This is a genomic window from Streptomyces panaciradicis, assembly GCF_023516615.1.
Lineage (GTDB): Bacteria > Actinomycetota > Actinomycetes > Streptomycetales > Streptomycetaceae > Streptomyces > Streptomyces panaciradicis.
On sequence record NZ_JAMGBF010000036.1, the window covers coordinates 15,667 to 40,088 of the forward strand.

The window sequence follows — 24,422 nt, forward strand, 5'->3', positions numbered from 1 at the left end:
GCCGTCCCTCCCGTCGCACCAGCCCGGCGGCCCGGTTCGGGCCGCCGGGTCCTCGAGCCCGTCACCCCGCGAAGGAAGGAAGCCTCCGGTGGCCACCTCCACCCCGATCACCCAGGGTGGTGCTCCAGGCACCGCTCCCCCGCCCGCCAAGAGGGCGCGCGAAGACCGCCAGGGCCTGCGCAACCTGCTGCACCGTCTCGACCTGCGAGGAGCGCCGTACGCGTTCATCGCCCCGTTCTTCGTGGTCTTCGCGGCCTTCAGCTTCTACCCGCTGATCTACACGGCCTGGATCTCCCTCCACCACGTCGAACTGTCGTCGCTGAGCCTGATGGAGTGGGTCGGCTTCGACAACTACACGGCCCTGTGGAACGACGACCGCTTCTGGAACGCGCTGGCCAACACCATCACCATCGGCGTGATCTCCACGGTCCCGCAGCTGCTGATGGCCCTGGGCCTGGCACACCTGCTCAACTACCGGATGCGCGGGTCGACGTTCTTCCGGGTCGCCTCCCTCACCCCGTACGCCACCTCGGTCGGTGCGGCCGCCCTGGTGTTCACCATGCTGTTCGAGCGGGACTTCGGCATGATCAACTGGATGCTGAGCCTGGTCGGGGTGGACCACATCGACTTCGAGAACAACAAGTGGGCGGCCCAGATCGCGATCTCCACGATCGTCATCTGGCGCTGGACCGGCTACAACGCCCTCCTCTACCTGGCCGCGATGCAGGCCGTCCCGCGCGACCGCTACGAGGCCGCGGCCATCGACGGGGCCTCCCGCTGGCAGCAGTTCCTCAAGGTCACCGTGCCGGGCATCCGGGCCACGATCGTCTTCACCATCGTGCTGTCCACGATCGGTGCCACGCAGCTCTTCGGAGAGCCGCTGATCTTCGGGCAGGGGCCCAACGGCATCACCGGCGGCGCCGACAACCAGTACCAGACGCTGGGCCTGCTGCTGTACGAGGAGGGCTGGAAGAACTACCAGATGGGCCGCGCCGCCACCGTCGCCTGGGCGATGTTCCTGCTGCTCATCCTCGTCTTCGTCGTCCAGCGAGTCCTCAAGCGCGCGCTGGCGCGCAGGTCCTGACCAGGAGTGCTTCCCATGACCACTGACAGTCTCCCGGTCCGGACGGCGGACACCCGGCCCCGCACCGGCGCCCCCGAAGGGTCCACCGGCCGGCGCCGGACGCGCCTGTGGCTGCGGCCGCGCGCCGGACGCCAGCACCACGCCGGTCCCCTGGCCTACGTCCTGCTCGGCTTCGCCGCACTGGTGTCGCTGTTCCCGCTGTACTGGACGATGGTGGCCGCCTCCAGCGACAACACCCGTGTGACGCAGAGCCCGCCGCCGTTCCTGCCCGGCCCGCACCTGCTGGAGAACCTGGGCAAGGCCTGGCGCGACGCGGCGCTGGGCAAGGCCATGGTCAACAGCCTGATCGTGGCCGGCGTGATCGCGCTGTCCACCGTGCTGTTCGCCACCCTGGCCGGGTTCGCCTTCGCCAAGCTGCGCTTCAAGGGCCGCAACGCGCTGCTGATGCTGGTCATCGGGACGATGATGGTGCCGCCGCAGCTCGGTGTGGTGCCCCTGTTCATGATGATGACGGACCTCGGCTGGGGGCAGCAGCTGCCCGCCGTCATCTTCCCCACCCTGGTGAGCGCCGTCGGCGTGTTCTTCATGCGGCAGTACCTCGCCGAGGCCCTTCCCGACGAGCTGGTCGAGGCGGGCCGGGTGGACGGCGCGCACTCGCTGCGCATCTTCTGGAGCATCGTGCTGCCCGTCGCGCGCCCGGCCATGGCGGTGCTGTTCATGATCACGTTCGTGCACGCCTGGAACGACTTCTTCTGGCCGTTCATCGTGCTCGACATGACCAACCCGACGGTTCCCGTCGCCCTCACCCAGCTCAGCGCGGGGTATGTGCGCGACCAGTCGCTGATCATGGCCGGCGCCCTGCTGGGCACCCTGCCGCTGCTCGCCCTGTTCGTCGTCTTCGGCCGCCAGATCGTCGGCGGCATCATGCAGGGCGCGGTCAAGGGCTGACCCGCGCGGTCCCCCCACGCCTTCCCCTGCACCGGCATGTCCCTCGCCCCACCCGAAAGGATCTCCGTGACCACCGCTACCCGACGTGTCGCACCCGGGCCGCAGAACACCTCCGCCCTGGTCTTCCCCAGCGGTTTCCGCTGGGGCACCGCGACCGCCGCCTACCAGATCGAGGGCGCCGCCGCCGAGGACGGCCGCACCCCCTCGATCTGGGACACCTACTCGCACACGCCCGGACGGGTACGCAACGGGGACACCGGCGACGTGGCCTGCGACCACTACCACCGGTGGCGCGAGGACGTCGACATCATGGCCGACCTCGGCGTGGACGCCTACCGTTTCTCGATCTCGTGGCCGCGGGTGCAGCCGACCGGCCGCGGCCCCGCCGTCGAGAAGGGCCTGGACTTCTACCGGCGGCTGACCGACGCGCTGCTGGAGAAGGGCATCGAGCCAGTGGTCACCCTCTACCACTGGGATCTGCCGCAGGAGCTGGAGGACGCCGGCGGCTGGCCCGAGCGGGCAACCGCGGAGCGGTTCGCCGAGTACGCCTCACTCGCGGCCCGTGCGCTGGGCGACCGGGTGAAGATCTGGACCACGCTCAACGAGCCCTGGTGCAGCGCCTTTCTGGGATACGGCTCCGGGGTGCACGCCCCCGGACGCACCGACCCGGTGGCGGCGCTGCGGGCCGCCCATCACCTGAACCTGGCCCACGGCAGGGCGGTTCAGGCGCTGCGGGCCGAACTGCCCGGTGACGCGCAGACGTCGATCACCCTCAACATCCACCACGTCCGGGCGCTGACCGACCGCCCGGAGGACGTCGACGCGGCCCGCCGGATCGACGCGCTGGCCAACCGCGTCTTCACCGGACCCCAGTTGCTCGGCGCCTACCCGGACGACCTCGTCGCGGACACCTCCCGGCTGACGGACTGGAGCTTCGTGGAGGACGGCGACCTCTCCGCCATCCACCAGCCGCTGGACTTCCTCGGCGTCAACTACTACTCGCCGACGCTGGTCTCGGCCTCGGACGGGCGCGGCACCCACACCTCGGACGGCCACGGCCGCAGTGAGCACAGCCCGTGGCCCGCCGCGGACCAGGTGGCCTTCCACCTGCCGCCGGGCGACCGGACGGCGATGGGCTGGGCGGTCGACCCGAGCGGTCTGTACGAGCTGCTGCTGCGGCTGAAGGCGGACTTCCCCGGGCTGCCGTTGATGATCACGGAGAACGGCGCGGCCTTCGACGACTACGTGGACCCGCAGGGACGGGTCGCCGACCCCGACCGCATCGCCTATCTGCGCGGGCACCTGAGCGCCGTGCACCGGGCGATCGAGGAGGGCGTCGACGTCCGCGGGTACTTCCTGTGGTCGCTGCTGGACAACTTCGAGTGGGGCTACGGCTACAGCAAGCGGTTCGGCGCGGTGTACGTGGACTACCCCACCGGCCGGCGCATCCCGAAGGCGAGCGCACGGTGGTACGCCGAGGTGGCGCGCACCGGTGCGGTTCCCACGGAGGAGCCCGGCGACGTGTGACCTGAGCGGGGGGCGGGGCGGCGTCCGGCTTCGGAAGCGGCACGGTGTCACCCGTCGCCAGGCCGGTGTCGCCCGTCGGGAGGCCGGTGTCGCCCGCCATGCGTTCGCGCCCGGAGGCCGGCCGGGCTCGTCCGCCGGAAGGCAGGTGCCGGTCAGCCGCCGATGGCCGACATCGGCCGGTCCGGCTGGACGAACGACGGGTCGTCCAGGCCCGCGCCCGCCTTCTTGCCCCACATGGCCAGCCGCCAGATGCGGGCGATCTCCTCGTCCGGGGAGCCGTCGCGCAGGGCGGTGCGCAGGTCCGTCTCCTCGCGGGCGAACAGGCAGGTGCGTATCTGGCCGTCGGCCGTCAGGCGGGTGCGGTCGCAGGCGGCGCAGAAGGGCCGGGTCACCGAGGCGATGACGCCCACGCGGTGCGGCCCGCCGTCGACCAGCCAGCGTTCGGCCGGGGCCGAGCCGCGCGCGTCGGCGCCCTCGGGGGTGAGGTCGAAGCGGGTGCGCAGGGAGGCGAGGATGTCGCCGGCGGTGACCATGCCCTCGCGCTTCCAGCCGTGCTGGGCGTCCAGCGGCATCTGCTCGATGAACCGCAGTTCGTAGTCGTGCTCGACGGCCCAGGCCAGCAGGTCGGGGGCCTCGTCGGCGTTCAGGTCCGGCATCAGGACCGCGTTGACCTTCACCGGGGTCAGGCCCGCGTCGCGGGCGGCCCGCAGGCCCTCCAGGACGTCCTTGTGGCGGTCCCGGCGGGTGAGGGTCTTGAAGACGTCCGGGCGCAGGGTGTCCAAGGAGACGTTGACCCGGTCCAGGCCCGCGGCCTTCAGGGCCTTCGCCGTGCGCCCCAGGCCGATGCCGTTGGTGGTCAGGGACATCTGGGGGCGGGGGTCCAGCCGCGCGACCCGCTCGACGATGCCGACCAGGCCGGGGCGGAGCAGGGGTTCCCCGCCGGTGAAGCGGATCTCCTGGATGCCCAGGGTGGTGACGGCGATGTCGATCAGGCGGACGATCTCGTCGTCGGTGAGCAGATCGGGCTTGGCCAGCCACTGCAGGCCCTCCTCGGGCATGCAGTACGTGCAGCGGAGGTTGCACCGGTCGGTCAGCGAGACCCTCAGGTCGGTGGCCACCCGGCCGTAGGTGTCGATGAGCACGTGGGCCCCCTCCCTCGTAGCGGATCAGTGCGGGTCGTCATGTCCGTCCCTTGCGAGCCTACGTGACGTCACCGACAACGACAGCGGCCCGGATCCCACGAGGTGCGGCGCGGCCGCGTCGTAGGGATCTACGACGCGGCCGCTCAGGGGGCGTGCGGGGGTGTCAGTGGGCGCCGGTGCCGGTCAGCGAGCGGACCTCCAGCTCCGCGTACTTGCCGGCGTCCGGCTCCTCCTTGGAGAGGTAGGTGCCGAGAATGCCGAGCAGGAAGCCGACCGGGATCGAGATGATGCCCGGGTTCTCCAGGGGGAACCAGTGGAAGTCGACGTCCGGGAACATCGACGTCGGCTTGCCCGAGACGACCGGCGAGAACAGCACCAGACCGACCGCGCTGACCAGGCCGCCGTAGATCGACCACAGGGCGCCGGAGGTGGTGAACCGCTTCCAGAAGAGGCTGTAGATGATCGTCGGGAGGTTGGCGGAGGCGGCGACCGCGAAGGCGAGGGCGACCAGGCCGGCGACGTTCAGGTCGCGGGCGAGGGCGCCCAGGACGATGGAGACGGCGCCGATGCCGACGGTGGCCCAGCGGGCGGCGCCGAGCTCCTGCTTCTCGGTGGCCGTGCCCTTCTTGATGACGTTGGCGTAGATGTCGTGGGCGAAGGACGAGGACGAGGCCAGGGTGAGGCCGGCGACGACCGCAAGGATCGTGGCGAAGGCGACCGCCGAGATCGTGGCGAGCAGGATGGCGCCCCAGTTGGAGTCGACGCCGCCGAGGTGGAGGGCGAGGAGGGGCGCGGCGGTGTTGCCCGCCTTGTTGGAGGCGATGATCTCGTCCGGCTTGATCAGCGCGGCGGCGCCGAAGCCGAGGGCGAGGGTCATCAGGTAGAAGGCGCCGATCAGGCCGATCGCCCAGATCACGGACTTACGGGCGGCCTTGGCGGTGGGCACCGTGTAGAAGCGGATCAGGATGTGCGGCAGGCCGGCGGTGCCCAGCACGAGGGCGATGCCGAGGGAGATGAAGTCCAGCTTGGTGGTGCCCGTGGCGCCGTACTTCAGGCCAGGCTCCAGGAAGGCCGAGCCCTTGGCGCTGTTGTCGGCGGCCGAGCCGAGCAGGTCGGAGATGTTGAAGTGGAACTTCAGCAGCACCAGGAAGGTGAGCAGCAAGGCGCCGGCGATCAGCAGGACGGCCTTGACCATCTGCACCCAGGTGGTGCCCTTCATGCCGCCGATGGTGACGTAGACGATCATCAGGACGCCGACCAGGGCGACGATGCCGATCTTGCCGCCGTCGCTGGTGATGCCGAGCAGCAGGGAGACCAGGACGCCGGCGCCGGCCATCTGGGCCAGCAGGTAGAAGATCGAGACGACGATGGTGGAGGTGCCGGCCGCGGTGCGGACGGGGCGCTGGCGCATCCGGTAGGCGAGGACGTCGCCCATGGTGTAGCGGCCGGAGTTGCGCAGCGGTTCGGCGACCAGGAGCAGGGCGACCAGCCAGGCGACGAGGAAGCCGATGGAGTACAGGAAGCCGTCGTAGCCGAAGAGGGCGATGGCGCCGGCGATGCCGAGGAAGGACGCGGCGGACATGTAGTCGCCGGAGACGGCGAGGCCGTTCTGGAAGCCGGTGAACTGACGGCCGCCGGCGTAGAAGTCGGCCGCGTCCTTGGTCTGGCGGCCGGCCCAGATGGTGATCACGAGGGTCGCGGCGACGAACACCGCGAACAGCGTGATGATCAGCGTCCGGTGCTGGCTCGCCTCGCCGGCCGCGATCAGGGTGTGCTGTGCGGGGCTCATGCGCCGCCCTCCATCCGGGACTTGATCGCCTCGGCCTTGGGGTCGAGCTTGGCGGCGGCGTGCCGTGAGTACCACCAGGCGATGAGGAACGTGGTCAGGAACTGCGCGAGGCCGAGGACGAGGGCCACGTTGATGTTGCCGAACAGCTTCGTGCCCATGAAGTCGCCCGCGTAGTTCGACAGCAGGACGTACAGCAGGTACCAGGCGATGAAGCCGACGGTCAGCGGAAAGGCGAACGAGCGGTAGGAGCGGCGCAGTTCACCGAATTCCGCGCTCTCCTGCTCGGCGACGAACGCCTCGGTGGCAGGGAGCCGGGTGGGGGTCTTCGAGGGGGGCGGTGTCTCGGTGGCCACGTAGTCTCCTCGCGTTGCGGATGCGGTCGTCTCGGGGAGCCGGCACGTGTCCCGCTGCTCCCTGCCCAAGGTCACGGCGCCGCGCGAGGGCGGGTTCAACTCCCTTGACCGTTTTCCTAACTCGCCTTGGGCAACTCATTGCTGACCAGCGACTTCCAGAGATAGTTTTCGGCCTGGACCGCCCGTCATGTACCTGCCCGAGCACCACCTGTGTCTCGGGCGGCTTCGTTTCCGGATGATGTGGAGACCCCATGGTTCATCTGCGTTCCAGACGTCGGCTCGCTCTCGCGGTGCCGGTCGTGCTGTCGCTGACCGCCTCGCTCGGCTTCCTGCCGGCGGCGGCCCAGGCCGCTCCGCGCGTGGAGTCTGCCGCTCAGGCGGCCGCCGGCGCGGACACGTATGCATACCTCGTCAACACGAAGACGGACTCCTCCACGATCAAGTCGGTCAAGGCGGCGATCAAGGCGGCCGGCGGTTCGATCGTGGTGTCGTACGACAGGATCGGTGTCATCGTGGTCCACTCCGCGGACCTCGACTTCGCGAAGAAGATACGCGGGGTGCGCGGTGTGCAGTCCGCGGGTGCCTCGCGGACCTCGCCGGTGCAGGCGGCGGGGACGACGGACGAGGGCGCCGCGCAGTACCTGTCCGAGGCCGAGGCCGCGAAGGTGGAGAAGGGCTCGGCGGCCGGTGAGGAGCCGCTGGAGGCCGACCAGTGGGACCTCAGGGCGATCGGCGCCGACAAGGCGGCCGCGATCGACCCGGGCAGCAGGAAGGTGACGGTCGCGGTGATCGACGTGGGCGTCGACGACACCCACCCCGACCTGGCCCCCAACTTCTCCCCCTCGCAGTCCGCGAACTGCGTCAGCGGCAAGGCGGACACGACGTACGGCTCCTGGCGGCCGGTGGACGCCGAGCACTACCACGGCACCCATGTGGCGGGCGAGATAGCCGCCGCCCGCAACGGCATCGGTGTCGCGGGCGTCGCGCCCGGCGTGAAGGTCGCCGGCATCACGGTGGCCCAGCCGGACGAGAACCAGCTGTTCTTCCCCGAGAGCGTGGTCTGCGCGTTCGTGTTCGCCGCCGACCACGGCGTCGAGATCACCAACAACAGCTACTACGTCGATCCCTGGCAGTACAACTGCATGGCCGACCCCGATCAGCGCGCCATCGTCGACTCGGTCAACAGGGCCCAGCTGTACGCGCAGAGCAGGGGCACGCTCAATGTGGCCGCCGCGGGCAACGCCAACGACGACCTCGACTCGGACGCCCTGGTCGACGACGCCAGCCCCGACGACTCCACCCCGGTGACGCGGACGGTCGACCCGCACAAGTGCTTCGACCTGCCGACCCAGCTGCCGGGCGTCGTCACCGTCAGCGCGGTGGGCGTCAAGGGCACCAAGTCGTACTACTCCAGCTACGGCTACGGGGTCGTGGACGTCGCGGCACCGGGCGGCGACAAGTACCAGATCCCGGACACGCCGTCCAAGAACGGCCGCATCCTCTCCACCATGCCCAACGACCAGTACGGCTTCCTGCAGGGCACGTCGATGGCCACACCGCACGTGGCGGCCGTCGCCGCGCTGCTGAAGTCGGCGCACCCGTGGGCGACCCCGGCCCAGCTGCAGGCGCTGCTCAAGGCGGAGGCCGTCAACCCGGGCTGCCCGAGCGACCCCTACGACGGGAACGGCGACGGCGTGGTGGACGCGACCTGCGTGGGCGCCAAGCGGGTCAACGGCTTCTACGGCTTCGGCGTCGTCGACGCGCTGCGCGCGGTGAAGTGACCCCGGCCGGCTCACCGTCCACCCGCTCCGGGGGACGCCTGCGTCCCCCGGGGCTCCCGCACGGCCCTCTCGTACCGCGAACGAACTGGAGACCCCGACACATGACAGCGCCTCATCCGCGCTCGCGCCGCGCGCTCGCCCTTCCGCTCGGGATGGCGATGGCGACGGCTCTCGCGTTCCTGCCGAACATCACGGCCTCGGCGGCGGAGACCGCGTCGACGGCCGCGGCCACGACCACGGCCGGCGACGCCACCTCGCTCAGCTACGTCGTCAACGTCCGCCCCGGGCACGGCCCTTCGGCGCGCGTGAAGAAGGCGATCGCCGAGGCCGGCGGCACGATCGTGACGTCGTACGACCAGATCGGCGTGATCGTCGTCCACTCGTCGAACGCCGACTTCGCCAAGATCCTGCGCGCGGTGCCCGGCGTGCAGTCGGCGGGCAACACCCGCAACGCGCCGCTGCCCGCGCAGTCGACCGACGACATGGGCACGCCGAAGGTGCTCTCCGCGCGGGAGGTCGCCGCCGCGCGGGCCGCCGACGGGCAGGACCCGCTCGAACCCCAGCAGTGGGACCTGGCCGCCATCAAGGCGGACAAGGCGCACGAGGTGTCGCTGGGCAGCCCGAAGGTGACGGTCGCCGTCATCGACACCGGCGTCGACGACACGCACCCGGACATCGCGCCCAACTTCGACCGCAAGGCGTCGGTCAACTGCGTGGCGGGCAAGCCGGACACGGCGGACGGCGCCTGGCGGCCGAGCGCCTCGGAGAGCCCGCACGGCACGCACGTGGCGGGCGAGATCGCGGCCGCGAAGAACGGCGTCGGCATGACGGGCGTGGCGCCCGGGGTGAAGGTCGCCGGCATCAAGGTGGCCAACCCGGACGGCTACTTCTACACGGAGGCCGTGGTCTGCGGCTTCGTGTGGGCGGCCGAGCACGGCGTCGACGTGACGAACAACAGCTATTACACCGACCCGTGGTACTTCAACTGCACCGACGACCCGGACCAGAAGGCGCTGGTGGACGCCGTCACCCGGGCCTCGCGGTACGCGGAGCGACGGGGCGCGGTCAACGTGGCGGCGGCCGGCAACGAGAACTACGACCTCGCCGCCGACACGATCACCGACCCGGTGTCGCCGAACGACGGCACGCCCTCGGACCGGGTGATCGACCCGACCAAGTGCTTCGACATACCGACCCAGTTGCCGGGTGTGGTGACGGTCGCGGCCACGGGCGCCAAGGGCCTGAAGTCGTCCTTCTCCAACTACGGCCTCGGCGTCATCGACGTCGCCGCGCCGGGCGGCGACTCCACCCGCTACCAGACCCCGGCCCCGCCGGCCACCAGCGGCCTGATCCTGGGCACGCTGCCCGGCGGCAAGTGGGGCTACATGGCGGGGACGTCGATGGCGTCGCCGCACGTCGCGGCGGTCGCCGCACTGATCAAGTCGACGCATCCGCACGCCTCGCCGGCCCTGGTGAAGGCGCTGCTGTACGCCGAGGCCGACGGCACGCCGTGCACGGACCCGTACGACATCGACGGCGACGGCAAGGTCGACGCGGTGTGCGAGGGCACGAAGAACCGCAACGGCTTCTACGGCTGGGGCACCGTGGACGCGCTGGCGGCGGTGACGAAGTAATCGTCCGTTGACCGGTCAATATATTGATTGAGTCAATACTGCATAGTGCAGTCATGACTGCAATCAAGTTCGCATGGTCGGAGCTGGGCGGCGATCCCGCCCTGCTCTCCGGGGTGTCGACCACCGCGCGGGAGGGCGCTCTTCAGGGGCGCCTTCCCGCGCGGGAGCTGGCGCGGGCCTGCGTCGGGGCGTGCGCGCTGGCCGCCGCCGAGCTGGGGGCGCGGCGGGCCGGGCTCGCGCGGGTGCCCCGGGTGCGGATCGACGACGGGGCGGTCGCGACCGCGTTCCACAGTGAGCGGCATCTGCGGGTCGACGGGCGGACACCGGTCGTCTTCGCGCCGCTGTCGCGGTTCTGGCGGACCGCGGACGGATGGGTGCGCACGCACGCCAACTACCCCCACCACCGGGCCCGGCTGCTGGACGTGCTGGGGACGCCCGAGGACGTGGCCGCCGTCGAGGCGGCGCTGGCGCGAAGGTCGTCGCTGGAGGCCGAGGAGGCCGTGTACGAGGCCGGTGGTCTCGCGGTGGCGCTGCGGACGCCGAAGGAGTGGGCCGCGCACGAACAGGCCACCGAGGTGCGCCGACGGCCGCTCGTCGAGCGCGGGCGGCTGGACTCCGCTCCCGCGCGCGTGCTCCCGCCGCTCGACGGACCCGTCCTGCTGCCCGCCGCCGGGCTGCGCGTCCTGGACCTGACCCGGGTGCTCGCGGGACCGGTCGCCACCCGCACGCTCGCCCTGCTGGGCGCGGACGTCCTGCGCCTGGACCCCCCGGATCTGCCCGAACTGCCCGACCAGCACGCGGACACGGGCTTCGGCAAGCGGTCGGCGCTGCTGGACCTCGGGGCCGACCGGCGCGCCTTCGACGACCTTCTCGCGCGCGCGGACGTCGTCGTCACCGGCTACCGTCCGGGCGCCCTGGACCGGTTCGGCCTGTCGCCCGAGGCGCTGGCCGAGCGGCGGCCGGGACTGGTCGTGGCGCAGGTGTCGGCGTGGGGCGCGTGCGGGCCGTGGGCCGGGCGCCGGGGCTTCGACAGCCTGGTGCAGGTCGCGACCGGCATCGCCGCCCTGGAGGGTTCGCCGGAGCGGCCGGGCGCGCTGCCGGCGCAGGCCCTGGACCACGGGACGGGGTATCTGCTGGCGGCAGCGGTGCTGCGGGCGCTGACCGAGCAGTCGTACGACGGCGGCGGCCGGTCCGTGCGGCTGGCGCTGGCCCGGACGGCCGGCTGGCTCGTGGACGGCGTCGAGGCGGGCGGTCACGGCGAGGCCGCGTACGACGGACCGGAGCCCTGGCTGACCGAGACCGACAGCGCCCTGGGAAGACTGCGGCACGCCCGGCCGCCGGTGTCCTTCGACGGCGGACCGGCCGGCTGGGCGCGCCCGTCGGAGCCGTGGGGGTCCGCTCCCGCGCGTTGGGTCTGAGCCAAGGGACGGCCAAGAACCTCTTGTGCGGGCGGAATGGCGTACCGTCAGTTGTTTTACTTCGGTTGCCCTGTTCTGCGACGGCTGGTGAAGTTCTCGAGGTGACGTCGATACGACCCTCCGCCGGGGTGGCGGACGCGAGCGGGCCCGGACGGCGCCCCGGCGCCGGCGGGGCCGTCGCCGTCCTGGTCCTGGTCGCGCTGGCGGCGCTGATACCGCTGCTGGGCCCGTCCGCCGCCCTGCACGGCACCGGGGAGGCCGCCGCGCCCGGCACGCGGGGCATCGGGCTGCTGCGGGCCGTGCTGTTCGCCGCGCTGTGCGTCCCGGTCGGCGAGGCGTTCGTGGACCGTCTGGCGCGCTCGCTGCCCGGCGCCCCCGGGGACGCGCCCCGCAGCTGGGCCCCGTACGCGGCGATCGCCGGTCTCGTGGCCGCCCTGGGGCTGGCGTCGGTCGTCTCGACGGGCAACCTGGTGCCGCACAGCCCGGCCCAGATCGACGTCGGGGGGCTGTACGGCTCGCGGGACGGCAGGCTCGCCCTGGTCGAGGTCAACGCCTTCCTCGCGGCCCTCCTGTGCGCCCGCTCGCGCCGCCCGGCCGTCCGGCTCTGGCCGGTGGCCGCGGTGATCGTGGCGGAGGCCCTGCGGGCGCACCCCGCCGCCGAGCACGCCCCCCTGGTCGGATCCGGGCTGACGCTCCTCCACCTGACGTGCGCGTCACTGTGGACGGGCGGTCTGCTGCACGCGCTGCGGACGCTGCGCCGCTGGGGGCGCGCCGAGGCCGGCCCCGCGCTGCTGGGGCTGTACGCGCGCGTGGCGGCCGTGCTGCTCGGCGTCATCACCGCGACGGGCGTGTGGAGTTCGCTGCGCCGCATGCCGTCGGCGACGATCCTGGACCAGCTGACGACGACGGGCTACGGGCGCACCCTGCTGGCCAAGGTGATCCTGGTGGCCGCCGTCGCCGTGCTCGCCGGGTGGGCGCGGCTGCGGCTGCGCCGCGCCGCCGACCCGCTGACGGCCTGTGCTCCCGCCCGCGCGGAGGTCGTGGCCCTCGGCGCGGTGGTCGCCGTGTCGGGTCTGCTGACGGCGCTGCCGCTGCCGATCCGCTGGTCGTGACGTCGACGCGTCGATCAGCCGTTGGTGACGAGGACCTTGAGGGCGGTGCGCTCGTCCATCGCCTTGTAGCCGTCGGGCACGCCCTCGACGTCGACGGTCATGTCGAAGACGGGCGAGGGGTCCACGGTGCCGTCGAGGACGTCGGGCAGCAGCTGCGGGATGTAGGCGCGCACGGGTGCCACCCCGCCGCGCAGCGCGATGTTCCGGTCGAACATGACGCCCAGGTCGAGACCGGTGCCGCTGCCGTGCGGCACCCCGACGAAGCCGATGGCGCCGCCGTCGCGGGTGATCTCGACCGCCGTGCGCATGGACTGCTCGGTGCCCACGGCCTCGACCACGGCGTGCGCGCCCTGGCCGCGGGTGAGTGCGCGCACGGCCTCGACGGCCGCTTCCCCGCGCTCGGCGACGACGTCGGTGGCGCCGAAGCGGCGGGCGATGTCGGTGCGCACTTCGTGGCGGCCGAGGGCGATGATCCGCTCGGCGCCGAGCCGCTTGGCGGCGAGGACCGCGCACAGGCCGACGGCTCCGTCGCCGACGACGGCGACCGTGGCGCCCGGGCGGACGCCGGCGCCGAGGGCCGCGTGGTGGCCGGTGCCCAGGACGTCGGAGAGGGTCAGCAGGGCGGACAGCAGGTGCTCGTCGGAGGCGGCCTCCTTGGGCAGTTGCACGAGGGTGCCGTCGGCGAAGGGGACGCGCACCGCCTCGCCCTGGCCGCCGTCGTAGCCGACGGAGCCCCAGAAGCCGCCGTGCTCGCAGGAGGTGGTCAGGCCCTCCCGGCAGTAGTCGCAGACGCCGTCGGACCACATGAACGGGGCGACCACGAGGTCTCCCCGCCGGAAGCCCGCGACCTCGCTGCCGGTCTCCTCGACGACACCGAGGAACTCGTGCCCGATCCGCTGTCCCGGCTGCCGGGCGGCCTCGCCGCGGTACGCCCACAGGTCGCTGCCGCAGATGCAGGCACGCAGCACCCGCACGACGGCGTCGGTGGGCAGCTGCACCACGGGCTCGGGGACGTCCTCCACGCGCATGTCGTACGGGGCGTGGATGGTGGTGGCGCGCATGGCGAGGATCCCTCTCGTGCGGTGTCGTGGGCGCGCTCAGGGGGTGGTCGAGCGCACTTCACGGTACGCCGTCGCCGTCGCGGGCCGCTCGTCGAGGGCCCCTTGGACCAGCAGGAACTGGGCTGCGGCATAGGTCAGCATGATCCACAGGTCGGGCCGCGGCGGCTGCGGCCAGTCGGCGACGCCGGTCGCGATCAGGGTGTCGGAGAGCATGAGGAGCGCGCCGCCGGCGGCGGCCCGGGGGCCGAGCCGGGTGGCGGCGCCGTACGCCATGGCCGTGAGCAGGGTGCTGTAGCCGGCGACCGGGACGCGCAGGTCCGCCGGGAGGTCCGGCCACAGCAGGGCGACCGTGGCGGCGAGGGCGACGGCGTAGACCGGGGCGAGAAGACGGGCCCGCGCGTGGGGGGGGCGCCGTGGCGCAGGGCCGGGGTACGCGCTTGCTTTTGGGGATCTCCGCCAAGGCGCCCCCGCCGCCGCGGTGCGCGGCTACACCCCGACCGCTCCCAGCAGCGCCCCCGCCGCGTAGGTGATCCCCATGGCCAGCGCCCCGCCCACCGCGTTGCGCAGCACCGCGCGCCCCGGCTCGGCCGCGCCGAGGCGGGCGCTGCTCCACCCGGTCAGGACGAGGGCCGCGAGGACCGACACCACGGTGATCCACAGCCGCCAGCCCGCGGGCGGCAGCACGATCGCGAGCAGCGGCAGCAGCGCGCCGACGGTGAACGCGAGGAAGCTCGCCCACGCCGCGTGCCAGGGGTTGGTCAGCTCGTCGGGGTCGATGCCGAGCTCTACGCGCGCGTGCGCCCTGAGCGCGTCACGTTCCGTCAGCTGCTCGGCCGCCTCCCGGGCGACGTCGTGGGACAGCCCGCGCTCCTGGAGCAGCTGGGTCAGCTCCTCCAGCTCGGCCTCCGGCTGTTCGCGCAACTCCCGCTTCTCCAGGGCGAGGGCGGCCACCTCGGAGTCGCGCTGGGTGGAGACGGAGACGTACTCGCCCGCGGCCATCGACATCGACCCGGCGAGCAGCCCCGCGAGGCCGGCGGTGAGCAGCGCGGAGCGGCTGTCGGTCGCGCCGGCCACGCCGACGACGAGGCCGGCGGTGGAGACGATGCCGTCGTTCGCGCCGAGCACGGCCGCGCGCAGCCAGTTCAGCCGCTGTCCCAGCGCGCCCCCGTGGGCTTCGCCGCTGTGCGTTGGTTCGGTCACACCCGGAGGATGCCACCCGAACGCCGTTCGCACGCGCACCGACGCTCTCGCGGCCCCCACCGGTATCGCACAGGGGCTCGACCAACGAACGGGGCGTGCCCGTGGATTGGGGAGGGCCCATTGCCGCGAGAACGGACATTCCGTACGTGGAGCCCCTGTTGGACGGGACTGTCAGTCATGGCCCGTATCCTCAGGGACCATGCTCGAAGACCCCACGACCGCAGCGTCCTTGCCCACCGGGTGGCCGGCGGCGTATCCCCCTGGATACGCGGTCGTTGACGTGGAGACGACCGGCCTGGCCCGGGACGACCGCATCATCTCCGCGGCCGTCTACCGGCTGGACGCGCACGGCGAGGTCGAGGACCACTGGTACACGCTCGTCAACCCGGAGCGGGACCCGGGCCCGGTGTGGATCCACGGCCTGACGAGCGAGATGCTGGAGAGCGCTCCTCTTTTCACGGACATCGCCGAGGAGTTCGCGACCCGCCTGGAGGGCCGGGTGCTCGTCGCGCACAACGCTGTCTTCGACTGGCAGATGATCGCGCGGGAGTACGCGCGCGCCCGCCGGGAGGCGCCGGTGCGGCAGCGGCTGTGCACCATCGCGCTCTCCAAGGAGCTGGCGTTGCCGCTGCCCAACCACAAGCTGGAGTCGCTGGCCGCCCACTTCGGCGTGGTGCAGCGGCGCGCGCACCACGCGCTGGACGACGCGCGGGTGCTGGCGGAGGCGTTCCGGCCGAGCCTGCGGGCCGCGGCGGCGGGCGGCGTACGGCTGCCGCTGCTGGAGTGCCGGCCGCTGACGGAGTTCACGGACCGGCCGGTGCCCCGCCAGGCGGGCGGCTACGGCGGCTATCGGCCGACGAGTTGGCGCCCCTCCCGCAAAAGGCCCGCATGCCCCCATCCCAACCCGGGCCGCTACGAAGACGGCAAACCGCTCAAGCAGGGCATGCGGGTCGCCTTCTCCGGGGACACCTCCGTCGAGCGGGAGCTGCTGGAGGACCGCGCGGCCGAGGCAGGCCTGCACGTCGCCACCAGCCTGTCCCGGCTGACCAGCCTGCTGGTCACCAACGACCCCGACTCGGGCACGTCGAAAGTGGTCAAGGCCCGGCAGTACGGGACGCCGGTGGTGGACGAGGCGGCGTTCGGACAGCTGCTCAGGGACGTCGAACCGGCGGACGAGTGACCCGTACGGACGGGTGATTGCCGCGCGACTCGCCCGGCGCCCGCTCGCCCGCGCGGCGCCGACGGCCCACCCTGTGGCCCATGGCGAGATGCGAAGTTTGCGGCAATGACTACGGAATGAGCTTTGAGGTGCACGCGCAGGGCGCGGTGCACGTCTTCGACTGCTTCTCCTGTGCGATCCATCGCATGGCACCGATCTGCGAGCACTGCCGGGTGCAGATCATCGGTCAGGGCGTCGAGGCCGACGGCCAGTGGTACTGCGGTGCCCACTGCGCCCGCGCGGCCGGGAAGGCCGGCATCGTCGACCGCGTCTGAGGCACACCCCTGGCGACGGCACCCCGCGGCCCGAGAGGTACGGTCGTGGGGTGTACCGCTTCCTGTTGACCCGGCAGTGGGTGATCCTCACGCTGGTCGCCCTGCTGCTCATCCCCACGATGATCAGGCTGGGCATCTGGCAGATGCACCGCTACGAGATGCGCTCCGCGCGCAACCAGCTGGTGTCGGACGCGCTGCACGCCAAGCCCGTCCCCGTGGAGGAGCTGACCTCCCCCGGGCACGCCGTCACCACCCACGACCGCTACCGCACGGTGACCGCGACGGGGCGCTTCGACACCGCGCACGAGGTCGTCGTCCGCCGCCGCACCAACTCCGACGACGAGGTCGGCTACCACGTCCTGACCCCCTTCGTGCTGTCGGACGGCCGGGTGCTGCTGGTCAACCGGGGCTGGATCCCCTCCGACGGCCCGAGCCAGACCACCTTCCCCAGGGTTCCCGCGCCGCCGAGCGGCCAGGTCACCGTCCAGGGCCGGCTGATGCCCGACGAGACGACGTCGGCGAGCGGCATCAAGGACCTCAAGGGGCTGCCGGCCCGGCAGATCATGCTGATCAACAGCGAGGAGCAGGCCCGGCGCCTGCACGCCGAGGTCCTCGGCGGCTACATCCAGCAGACGGCGCCCGAGCCGAAGGGCGGCAGCCCGGAGCAGATCTCCGACCCGGGCAAGGAGGACGCCCCGCTGAACTACGCGTACATGATCCAGTGGTGGCTGTTCGCGGCCGGTGTGCCGTACGGCTGGTGGGTCCTGGTGCGCCGGGAGCGCCGCGACCGGGCGGCGGCGGCCCGGGAGGCCCAGACGGAGGCGACCCCCGCCTCGGTGTGACCCGCCGGTCCGCCCCGGCGCACTCACTCCCCCGGCCCACCCCCTGATTGCCCGCTCCGCAGGCCGGGAACCCGCACCTTCGTGCATCCCCGTATCGAGGACTACGCCCTCATCGGCGACGAGCAGACCGCGGCCCTGGTCGGCCGGGACGGCTCCGTGGACTGGCTGTGCCTGCCCCGCTTCGACTCGGGGGCCTGTTTCGCCCGGCTGCTCGGCGACGAGGAGAACGGCCACTGGCGTATCGCCCCCAGGGACGTCGACGGGCCCTGCACCCGCCGCGCCTACCGCCCGGACACCCTCGTCCTGGACACGGAGTGGGAGACCGCCGAGGGCGCGATCCGCGTCACCGACCTGATGCCGCAACGCGACCGCGCCCCCGACCTGGTGCGCGTCGTCGAGGGCCTGAGCGGCCGGGTGACCGTCCGCAGCACGCTGCGCCTGCGCTTCGACTACGGCTCGATCGTGCCGTGGATGCGCAAGTCCGACGGGCACCGCGTCGCGGTCGCCGGGCCGGACTCGGTGTGGCTGCGCAGCGAGCCCTCCGTGCGCACCTGGGGCGAGGACCTGACCACCTACTCGGAGTTCACCGTGGAGGAGGGGGAGAAGGTCGCGTTCGTCCTGACCTGGCATCCCTCGCACCAGCAGCGGCCACCCCTCGTCGACCCGCACAAGGCGGTGCACGCCAGCGTCAAGGACTGGCGCAAGTGGGTGCGGCGCTGCCGCTACGACGGCCCGTACCGCGACGCCGTCGTGCGCTCCCTGATCACCCTCAAGGCGCTGACCTACCGGCCGACCGGCGGCATCGTCGCCGCCGCCACCACCTCGCTGCCCGAGGAGCCGGGCGGCGTCCGCAACTGGGACTACCGCTACTGCTGGCTGCGCGACTCCACCCTGACCCTCAACGCCGGCCTGGCGGCGGGCTACCGCAAGGAGGCGGAGGCCTGGCGGAACTGGCTGCTGCGCGCGGTCGCCGGCGACCCCGCCGACCTGCAGATCATGTACGGCCTCGCGGGCGAGCGGCGGCTGCCGGAGACGGAGCTGCCGTGGCTGTCGGGCTTCGACGGCTCGGCGCCCGTACGGATCGGCAACGAGGCCGTCAACCAGCTCCAGCTCGACGTGTACGGCGAGGTCATGGACTCGCTGGCGCTGGCCCGCCGTTCGGGCCTGCCCCCGCGGCCGCACATGTGGTCGATCCAGCGGGCGCTGATGGACTGGCTGTGCGACGAGTGGCGGCAGCCCGACGAGGGGCTGTGGGAGGTGCGCGGCGGCAGACGCCACTTCGTCCACTCCAAGATCATGGTGTGGGTGGCCGCCGACCGCGCGGTGCGGACGCTGGAGGAGGAACCGGATCTCGGCGGGGACCTCGACCGCTGGCGCGCGCTGCGCGAGGAGGTGCACCAGGAGGTGTGCGAGAAGGGCTACGACGCCGAACGCAACACCTTCACGCAGTCCTACGGCTCCCGCGAGCTCGACGCCGCGCTGCTGCTGATCCCGCGCCTGGGCTTCCTGCCGCCGGACGATCCACGGGTCACCGGGACCATCGAGGCGATCCGCGGCGAGCTGGGGCACCACGGCCTGCTGCGCCGCTACAGCACGGACGGCACGACCGTCGACGGGCTGCCCGGCGACGAGGGCACGTTCCTGGTGTGCTCGTTCTGGCTCGCGGACGCCCTGCACATGACGGGCCGCAGCGAGGAGGCACGGGAGCTGTTCGAACGGCTGGTGGGCCTCTGCAACGACGTGGGACTGCTGTCCGAGGAGTACGACCCGGTGAGCGGACGTCAGCTGGGCAACTTCCCGCAGGCCTTCAGTCACGTCGGTCTGGTCAACACCGCCCTCGCCCTGTCCGGGGACGGGGAGGCAGGATAGGGGCCATGGATCTTGGACTGAAGGACCGGGTGTACGTCGTCACCGGGGCCACGCGCGGCCTGGGCAACGCGGCGGCACGGGAGCTGGTGGCCGACGGCGCGAAGGTCGTCGTGACCGGCCGGGACGAGAAGCGGGTGGCCGACGCGGCGGGCGAGTTGGGGCCGAACGCCTTCGGGGTGGCCGTCGACAACGCCGACCCGCAGGCGCCGGCCCGGCTGATCGAGGCCGCGCGGGAGAGGTTCGGCGGGTTCGACGGCATCCTGGTGAGCGTGGGCGGGCCCGCGCCCGGGTTCGTCGCCGACAACACCGACGAGCAGTGGGACGCCGCCTTCGAGTCGGTGTTCCTCGGCGCGGTGCGGCTGGCCCGGGCGGCGGCGCAGGAGCTGGAGGCGGGGGGTGTCATCGGGTTCGTGCTGTCGGGGTCCGTGCACGAGCCGATTCCGGGGCTGACGATCTCCAACGGTCTGCGCCCGGGGCTCGCCGGGTTCGCGAAGTCGATCGCCGACGAGCTGGGGCCGCGCGGCATCCGGGTCGTCGGGCTGCTGCCGGCCCGGATCGACACCGACCGGGTCCGCGAGCTCGACGGCATGTCCGCGGACCCGCAGGCCACGCGGACGGCCCATGAGTCCCGTATCCCGCTGCGGCGCTACGGCAGGCCGGAGGAGTTCGGGCGGACGGCGGCATTCCTGCTGTCGCCGGCCGCCTCCTACCTGACCGGGATCATGGTGCCGGTCGACGGCGGTATGCGGCACGGGTTCTGAACCCGGACCGCAGGCTCAACTGACCCTCTCCGCACGGTGCTTGACCGCCTTCATGCGGACCTCGGAGGGCAGCGCGGCGAGTCCCGCCGAGGCGCGGGCGCGCGTCAGGGACCCGGTGGCGAGGTGGTGCAGGGCCGCCGCCGGGTCCACGTGGGGTTCCAGCAGGAGCCGCACACGGGAACCGGGGGCGGTACGGCGGCCGGTCAGCCGGGCCTGCGCGTGGGCCACGCCGTCGAGTTCGGCCGCGTCGCCCGCCAGGACGTTCTCCAGGGCCCGGCCCCGCAGCAGCGCGCCCTCGCCGTCTCCGGTGTCGACCAGGACCTCGGTGAGACGGCGGCGGCGCAGCACGGCCGTCAGCCACCACAGGGCGAGCAGCACGAGGACCGCGAGGACGGCCAGAACGGTCGGCCACCACCAGCCGTGGCCCTGCCACTTCGTCCGCTCGGCGTCGCTGAGCAGGACGTCGTGCCGCCCGTCGTGGATCCACCAGGAGGGCGGCGGCGCGCCCAGCCCGACGGCGAGCACCGAGCCACCGACGACGACCAGCACGAGCCCGACGAGCCCGATCAGTACGCGGTTGACGATGCGGAGCATCCCGCTCACCCCTTTCGCCCGGGTCGCCGTACATGGACCGACAGCGCGGGGGGACGGGCGAGGCCGAGGCCCTCGATCGCGTACTCCAGGGCCGCGTTCAGGTCGGCCCGCACGTCGTCCAGGTCACGGAAGTGGGAGACGGCGCGGACGTCTGCGCGGGAACGGCGCACGCGGATGCGCACCGACTGGACGCCGGCCACCTCCATGGCGCGGTCGCGCAGGACGAGGGCGGCGGCCTCGCGGTGCAGGCCGGCGTGGACGTCGGGGTGCACGCGCCGCATCGGCAGGACGCCGCGCAGGCCGGGGGTGCAGGCGAGCACGATCAGCCAGAGGCCGAGAGCCGCGGCGACCCCGGCGCCGACCAGGACCCAGAGGTCGTCGAGGGGGCGCTGCGCGAGCTGCCGGGCCAGTTCGCGGCGCCAGGCCATCGCGGGCCGGTGGGCCCGGACGGCCGCGACGTCGTAGAGGAAGGTGCCCGCGACGGCCAGCAGCAGCACCGCCACGACGGCCGCGGGGACGCGGCGCGCGGACCAGAAGCGGCCCTGAACGCCCGTCGGCGGTAGCGGCCCGTGGTCGGGCTCCTCCTCCGGTGCTCTCTCGATCACCGGCAGCCGCTGTGTGATGCCCTCGGAGCCCTGGAGCTCGCTCATCGCGTCCTCCCCTGTGCCGCGCCGTGTGCCGGGGGCAGGTGCAGCCGCTCCACGTGAACGGCGACCTCCGGCACCTCCATGCCCACCAACGCGCGTACCCGGGAAGCGACATGTCGACGCACATCCGCGCACCGGGCCCCGATGTCGCAGGGGTAGTCGAGTTCGAGATGGAGCCGGACACGGACGGTCCCGTGGTGGACGGCGACCGTGGCGTGCGGGGACGCGGCCCGCCTCGACTGGTCGCCGAGGCGTTCACGGGCCGCCTGCGCGGCGATCTTGGCCACGACCCGGTCGGCGATCCGGGTGGCACCGCGCTCCCCCGGCGCGACGGCGCCGCGCGGTCCGCCCCGCTCGCCGACGCCCTCGTGCACTGTGGTCAACGCCGTCACCGCCGCCGGTCGTCACGGGTGCGGAAGAAGTCGCCCAGTTCCAGGTCCCCCTCCAGGAACCGGCCCACCACGAAACCGACGGCGCCCAGGGCGGCCACCAGCAGGAAGGCTCCGAAGCCGCCGAAATAGCCGGCGAAGCCCAGGGCCATTCCGGCGATCATGCCGACCACGGCCATGCTCATCGTGCGCTCCCCTCACGGTTGTCCGCTCGCCCACCGGTCACTGGAGCCGGGGCTCCGGCTCCTCGTCCTCTTCCTCGGGCAGCTTCACGTCGCTCACCGCGATGTTGACCTCGACCACTTCCAGGCCGGTCATCCGCTCCACCGCCGCGATGACGTTCTCCCGCACGGCGCGGGCGACGTCGGAGATCGACACGCCGTAGTCGACGACGAGCTCCAGGTCGAGCGCCGTCTGCACCTCGCCGACCTCGACCTTCACGCCGCGTGTCACGGACTTCGAGCCGCCGGGCACCCGGTCGCGCACCGCCCCGAAGGTGCGGCTGAGCCCGCTGCCCAGGGCGTGGACGCCGAGCACGTCCCGGGCGGCCAGCCCGGCGATCTTCTCCACGACCCCGTCGGCGATCGTCGTCCGGCCGCGGGCGCCGGGGTCTCCGCCACCGCGCCGGGTCATCTGCGCCTTCCGGGTACCGGAGGTCTCCGGCACCTCCGTCTCGACTCCCGGGGTCCCCGTCCGGTTCGGTTCCGTCATGTCCGTCATCGCCGCACGTCCCTTTCGGTTCGTCGTCCTGTGACCACGGTAAGTGGCGCAACGCCGCAGCGCGCCCGGGATGCGGCAGGCTGGAGGAATGACGGCGGACGGATGGACGCGGACGGTGCGGCACCGGCTGGGGCTGGGCAGGCTGCTGCCGCTGGGCGGGCCGCGCGACGGCGCGTGGATCTCGGAGGAGGCCGCTGCGGCGGCACTGCGGCGGGCCGCGGGGGAACTGCGCGGCGTACGGCTGGACGTGCTCCGCATCGGCCTCGCCGATCCGCAGGACACGGACGAGCCCGTCGTCCCGCCGCCGCCGAGCGCCCTGCCGCCCGGTCCGCTGCGGGTGTCGGCGGACCTCGCGGCGTCGCCGGCCGAACCGCTGCCGGTGACGGCCGCCTGGGTGCGGACGACGCTGGCGGACGCGGCGGCGGAGCTGCTCGGCCTGACGGTGACGGAGGTGGACCTGCGGGTCACGTCCCTGCTGGACGAGGTGCCGCCACCGGCCGCGGTGGCGGCGCCCGGTCCGCCGCCGGCCGGGGAGCCGGCCGCCGGGGAGGAGACGCGCGCGGCCTCCGCCGCGCTGTCGGTCCCCGGCGTCGACCGTCTCACCGCCGGCCTGGGCCGCGCGGTGCACCTCGAGGAGCGGCACCGGGAGGGCGCCCTGCCGCGCCGCCACGCGCGCGTGGAGATCGCGGTGCGCGCGGACCACCGGGCCGTGGAGGTGGCCCGGGAGGTCCGGGCGGTGGTCGCCGAGGCGCTACCGGATCACCCGACGGTGGCGGTGCTCGTCACGGCGATCGTCTGAGAGGTCACTCGCCGAGGCCGGCGAGGTCCCGCAGGCGCCGGGCCTGCGCGGCCCGCTCGGCAGCCCGCTGGTCGTCGTAGGAACGCCCCTGCGCCCCGCGGATCAGGGCCTTGGTCTCGATCACGGCGTCGCGGGGCGCGGCCAGGATCGCCGAGGCGAGGTCCCGTACGGCGGCGTCGAGCTGGTCGGCGGGGACGGCGAGGTTGGCGAGGCCGGTGGCGACCGCCTCCTCGGCCTGGACGGAGCGGCCGGTGACGCAGATCTCCAGGGCACGGGCGTAGCCGACGAGGGCGACGAGCGGGTGCGTGCCGGTCAGGTCCGGCACCAGTCCGAGGCTGGTCTCGCGCATGGCGAACTGCACGTCGTCGGCGACGACGCGCAGGTCACAGGCGAGGGCGAGCTGGAAGCCCGCGCCGATGGCATGCCCCTGCACGGCGGCGACGGAGATGAGGTCGCTGCGCCGCCACCAGGTGAAACCGTCCTGGAAGCCGGCGATGCTCGCGTCGAGTTCACCGTCGCTGCTGCGTGCCAGGTCGATGAACGTCGGCTCGCCCTCGATGCCCTCGGGCGTGAACATCTGCCGGTCGAGGCCGGCGGAGAAGGACTGCCCCTCGCCCCGCAGCACGACGAGGCGGACGGAGCCCGGCAGGACCCGCCCGGCCTCGGCGAGCGCGCGCCACATGGCGGGGCTCTGCGCGTTGCGCTTGGCCGGGTTGGTCAGCGTCACCGTGGCGATCGCGTCGTCGACGGTGAGCCGTACGCCGTCCTTGTCGAGTACGGGACCGAGGTCCTTGGCGGGCGTGGCCATGGGGCGCCTCCGATGAGTGCGGTCAGCAGAGCAGACGTACAAGCTAAGTGACTGCACAGTAACCACCCGGCCGGTCAGCCGACCGACCGGGTGGCCACCATCGAAGCCGGTGGGCCGCCCGGGTCAGGACGAGGCGGCCTTCTTGCCCCGTGTCGCGCCGCCACGCCCACGAAGCGTGACGCCCGACTCGCTGAGCATCCGGTGAACGAAGCCATACGAGCGGCCGGTTTCCTCGGCCAGTGCCCGAATGCTCGCACCGGAGTCGTACTTCTTCTTCAGGTCTGCCGCGAGCTTGTCGCGCGCGGCGCCGGTCACCCGGCTGCCCTTCTTCAGAGTCTCGGCCACCCGTGCCTCCTCATGGGAAGTGCGCTCTGGTCTCCTCATGATCACCCCTCCGGGGCGCGATGGCCACCCATTCGGCAAGGTCCGTGAGACAGGGTTTTGACGACA

At 72.8% G+C, this 24,422-nt stretch carries 25 protein-coding genes and 1 pseudogene; 13 read left to right on the forward strand and 13 right to left on the reverse strand.

The genetic code is table 11. The features are described 5' to 3' along the window. Positions 1 to 88: 88 nt before the first annotated feature. The 3 genes from M8J74_RS14560 (at position 89) to M8J74_RS14570 (ending at position 3,559) form a co-directional block, all read left to right on the forward strand. On the forward strand, positions 89 to 1,084 hold the full coding sequence (locus M8J74_RS14560; protein ID WP_372500181.1) for a carbohydrate ABC transporter permease: 996 nt from the start codon (positions 89 to 91) through the stop codon (positions 1,082 to 1,084). Between the two features lie 15 nt (positions 1,085 to 1,099). Then, entirely contained in the window at positions 1,100 to 2,032 is a 933-nt protein-coding gene (locus M8J74_RS14565) for a carbohydrate ABC transporter permease (protein WP_058926149.1), read from the forward strand. 66 nt (positions 2,033 to 2,098) lie between these two features. After that, a complete protein-coding gene (locus M8J74_RS14570; protein WP_249836802.1) occupies positions 2,099 to 3,559 on the forward strand; it encodes a GH1 family beta-glucosidase in 1,461 nt (486 codons plus the stop codon). Positions 3,560 to 3,711: 152 nt separating this feature from the next. Here M8J74_RS14570 and moaA read toward each other — a convergent pair whose 3' ends face one another. From moaA to M8J74_RS14585, 3 genes are all read right to left on the reverse strand, one after another. Further along, complete coding sequence (gene moaA, locus M8J74_RS14575) at positions 3,712 to 4,701, reverse strand: GTP 3',8-cyclase MoaA (RefSeq protein ID WP_249836803.1); 990 nt, start codon at positions 4,699 to 4,701, stop codon at positions 3,712 to 3,714. Positions 4,702 to 4,864: 163 nt separating this feature from the next. Beyond that, positions 4,865 to 6,490: a monocarboxylic acid transporter gene (locus M8J74_RS14580; RefSeq protein ID WP_249836804.1), complete on the reverse strand. Its 1,626-nt coding sequence runs from the start codon at positions 6,488 to 6,490 to the stop codon at positions 4,865 to 4,867. Beyond that, entirely contained in the window at positions 6,487 to 6,843 is a 357-nt protein-coding gene (locus M8J74_RS14585; RefSeq protein ID WP_058926145.1) for a DUF485 domain-containing protein, read from the reverse strand. Before M8J74_RS14585 ends, M8J74_RS14580 begins: the two co-directional genes overlap by 4 nt. 251 nt (positions 6,844 to 7,094) lie before the next feature. Here M8J74_RS14585 and M8J74_RS14590 point away from each other — a divergent pair, with 251 nt between their 5' ends. The 4 genes from M8J74_RS14590 to M8J74_RS14605 all read left to right on the forward strand — a co-directional run bounded on the left by M8J74_RS14590 (position 7,095) and on the right by M8J74_RS14605 (position 12,788). Continuing rightward, positions 7,095 to 8,624 (forward strand): S8 family peptidase, encoded by a 1,530-nt coding sequence (locus M8J74_RS14590; protein ID WP_249836805.1) that lies wholly within the window; start codon positions 7,095 to 7,097, stop codon positions 8,622 to 8,624. A gap of 101 nt (positions 8,625 to 8,725) precedes the next feature. After that, positions 8,726 to 10,258: a S8 family peptidase gene (locus M8J74_RS14595; RefSeq protein WP_249836806.1), complete on the forward strand. Its 1,533-nt coding sequence runs from the start codon at positions 8,726 to 8,728 to the stop codon at positions 10,256 to 10,258. A 53-nt stretch (positions 10,259 to 10,311) separates the two neighbouring features. Then, entirely contained in the window at positions 10,312 to 11,676 is a 1,365-nt protein-coding gene (locus tag M8J74_RS14600) for a CoA transferase (RefSeq protein ID WP_249836807.1), read from the forward strand. 101 nt (positions 11,677 to 11,777) lie between these two features. Continuing rightward, complete coding sequence (locus tag M8J74_RS14605) at positions 11,778 to 12,788, forward strand: CopD family protein (protein ID WP_249836808.1); 1,011 nt, start codon at positions 11,778 to 11,780, stop codon at positions 12,786 to 12,788. Between the two features lie 14 nt (positions 12,789 to 12,802). Here the strand turns inward: M8J74_RS14605 and M8J74_RS14610 are convergent, their stop codons facing one another. The 3 genes and pseudogenes from M8J74_RS14610 to M8J74_RS14620 all read right to left on the reverse strand — a co-directional run bounded on the left by M8J74_RS14610 (position 12,803) and on the right by M8J74_RS14620 (position 15,049). Further along, positions 12,803 to 13,849, reverse strand: coding sequence for a zinc-dependent alcohol dehydrogenase family protein (locus M8J74_RS14610; protein WP_249836809.1), 1,047 nt, complete (start codon positions 13,847 to 13,849; stop codon positions 12,803 to 12,805). Between the two features lie 36 nt (positions 13,850 to 13,885). After that, positions 13,886 to 14,254 (reverse strand): annotated as a pseudogene (locus M8J74_RS14615) (lysoplasmalogenase family protein); the annotation flags it as partial. A gap of 81 nt (positions 14,255 to 14,335) precedes the next feature. After that, positions 14,336 to 15,049 (reverse strand): VIT1/CCC1 transporter family protein, encoded by a 714-nt coding sequence (locus M8J74_RS14620; RefSeq protein WP_249836810.1) that lies wholly within the window; start codon positions 15,047 to 15,049, stop codon positions 14,336 to 14,338. Between the two features lie 199 nt (positions 15,050 to 15,248). Between M8J74_RS14620 and M8J74_RS14625 the strand changes: the two genes are divergently transcribed. The 5 genes from M8J74_RS14625 to M8J74_RS14645 all read left to right on the forward strand — a co-directional run bounded on the left by M8J74_RS14625 (position 15,249) and on the right by M8J74_RS14645 (position 20,015). After that, positions 15,249 to 16,229: a DEDDh family exonuclease gene (locus tag M8J74_RS14625; RefSeq protein ID WP_249836811.1), complete on the forward strand. Its 981-nt coding sequence runs from the start codon at positions 15,249 to 15,251 to the stop codon at positions 16,227 to 16,229. A gap of 80 nt (positions 16,230 to 16,309) precedes the next feature. Beyond that, positions 16,310 to 16,543, forward strand: a complete 234-nt coding sequence (locus M8J74_RS14630) for a metallothionein (RefSeq protein ID WP_063824492.1) — start codon at positions 16,310 to 16,312, stop codon at positions 16,541 to 16,543. A 50-nt stretch (positions 16,544 to 16,593) separates the two neighbouring features. Further along, positions 16,594 to 17,385: an SURF1 family cytochrome oxidase biogenesis protein gene (locus M8J74_RS14635; protein ID WP_249836812.1), complete on the forward strand. Its 792-nt coding sequence runs from the start codon at positions 16,594 to 16,596 to the stop codon at positions 17,383 to 17,385. A gap of 81 nt (positions 17,386 to 17,466) precedes the next feature. Next, positions 17,467 to 19,254 carry a glycoside hydrolase family 15 protein gene (locus M8J74_RS14640; protein WP_249836813.1) on the forward strand — a complete coding sequence of 596 codons (1,788 nt, stop codon included), beginning with the start codon at positions 17,467 to 17,469 and terminating at the stop codon, positions 19,252 to 19,254. Positions 19,255 to 19,259: 5 nt separating this feature from the next. After that, positions 19,260 to 20,015, forward strand: a complete 756-nt coding sequence (locus M8J74_RS14645; protein ID WP_249836814.1) for an SDR family oxidoreductase — start codon at positions 19,260 to 19,262, stop codon at positions 20,013 to 20,015. A gap of 15 nt (positions 20,016 to 20,030) precedes the next feature. Here the strand turns inward: M8J74_RS14645 and amaP are convergent, their stop codons facing one another. The 5 genes from amaP to M8J74_RS14670 are packed head-to-tail and all read right to left on the reverse strand — an operon-like array spanning position 20,031 to position 22,365. Beyond that, a complete protein-coding gene (amaP, locus tag M8J74_RS14650; RefSeq protein WP_249836815.1) occupies positions 20,031 to 20,609 on the reverse strand; it encodes an alkaline shock response membrane anchor protein AmaP in 579 nt (192 codons plus the stop codon). Positions 20,610 to 20,614: 5 nt separating this feature from the next. Beyond that, the gene (locus M8J74_RS14655) at positions 20,615 to 21,259 is read right to left on the reverse strand and encodes a DUF6286 domain-containing protein (protein WP_249836816.1); all 645 of its coding nucleotides are present in this window, start codon (positions 21,257 to 21,259) and stop codon (positions 20,615 to 20,617) included. After that, positions 21,256 to 21,639 carry an Asp23/Gls24 family envelope stress response protein gene (locus tag M8J74_RS14660; RefSeq protein ID WP_283948176.1) on the reverse strand — a complete coding sequence of 128 codons (384 nt, stop codon included), beginning with the start codon at positions 21,637 to 21,639 and terminating at the stop codon, positions 21,256 to 21,258. Before M8J74_RS14660 ends, M8J74_RS14655 begins: the two co-directional genes overlap by 4 nt. Positions 21,640 to 21,644: 5 nt before the next feature. Further along, positions 21,645 to 21,830, reverse strand: a complete 186-nt coding sequence (locus M8J74_RS14665) for a hypothetical protein (RefSeq protein WP_062649848.1) — start codon at positions 21,828 to 21,830, stop codon at positions 21,645 to 21,647. Positions 21,831 to 21,867: 37 nt separating this feature from the next. Then, positions 21,868 to 22,365, reverse strand: coding sequence for an Asp23/Gls24 family envelope stress response protein (locus M8J74_RS14670; protein ID WP_249836818.1), 498 nt, complete (start codon positions 22,363 to 22,365; stop codon positions 21,868 to 21,870). An 88-nt stretch (positions 22,366 to 22,453) separates the two neighbouring features. Here M8J74_RS14670 and M8J74_RS14675 point away from each other — a divergent pair, with 88 nt between their 5' ends. Continuing rightward, positions 22,454 to 23,164, forward strand: coding sequence for a nucleopolyhedrovirus P10 family protein (locus M8J74_RS14675; RefSeq protein WP_249836819.1), 711 nt, complete (start codon positions 22,454 to 22,456; stop codon positions 23,162 to 23,164). A 4-nt stretch (positions 23,165 to 23,168) separates the two neighbouring features. Here M8J74_RS14675 and M8J74_RS14680 read toward each other — a convergent pair whose 3' ends face one another. Next, positions 23,169 to 23,972, reverse strand: a complete 804-nt coding sequence (locus M8J74_RS14680) for an enoyl-CoA hydratase/isomerase family protein (RefSeq protein ID WP_058926128.1) — start codon at positions 23,970 to 23,972, stop codon at positions 23,169 to 23,171. A gap of 123 nt (positions 23,973 to 24,095) precedes the next feature. Further along, entirely contained in the window at positions 24,096 to 24,317 is a 222-nt protein-coding gene (locus M8J74_RS14685; RefSeq protein ID WP_004002281.1) for a helix-turn-helix domain-containing protein, read from the reverse strand. Positions 24,318 to 24,422 lie beyond the last annotated feature (105 nt).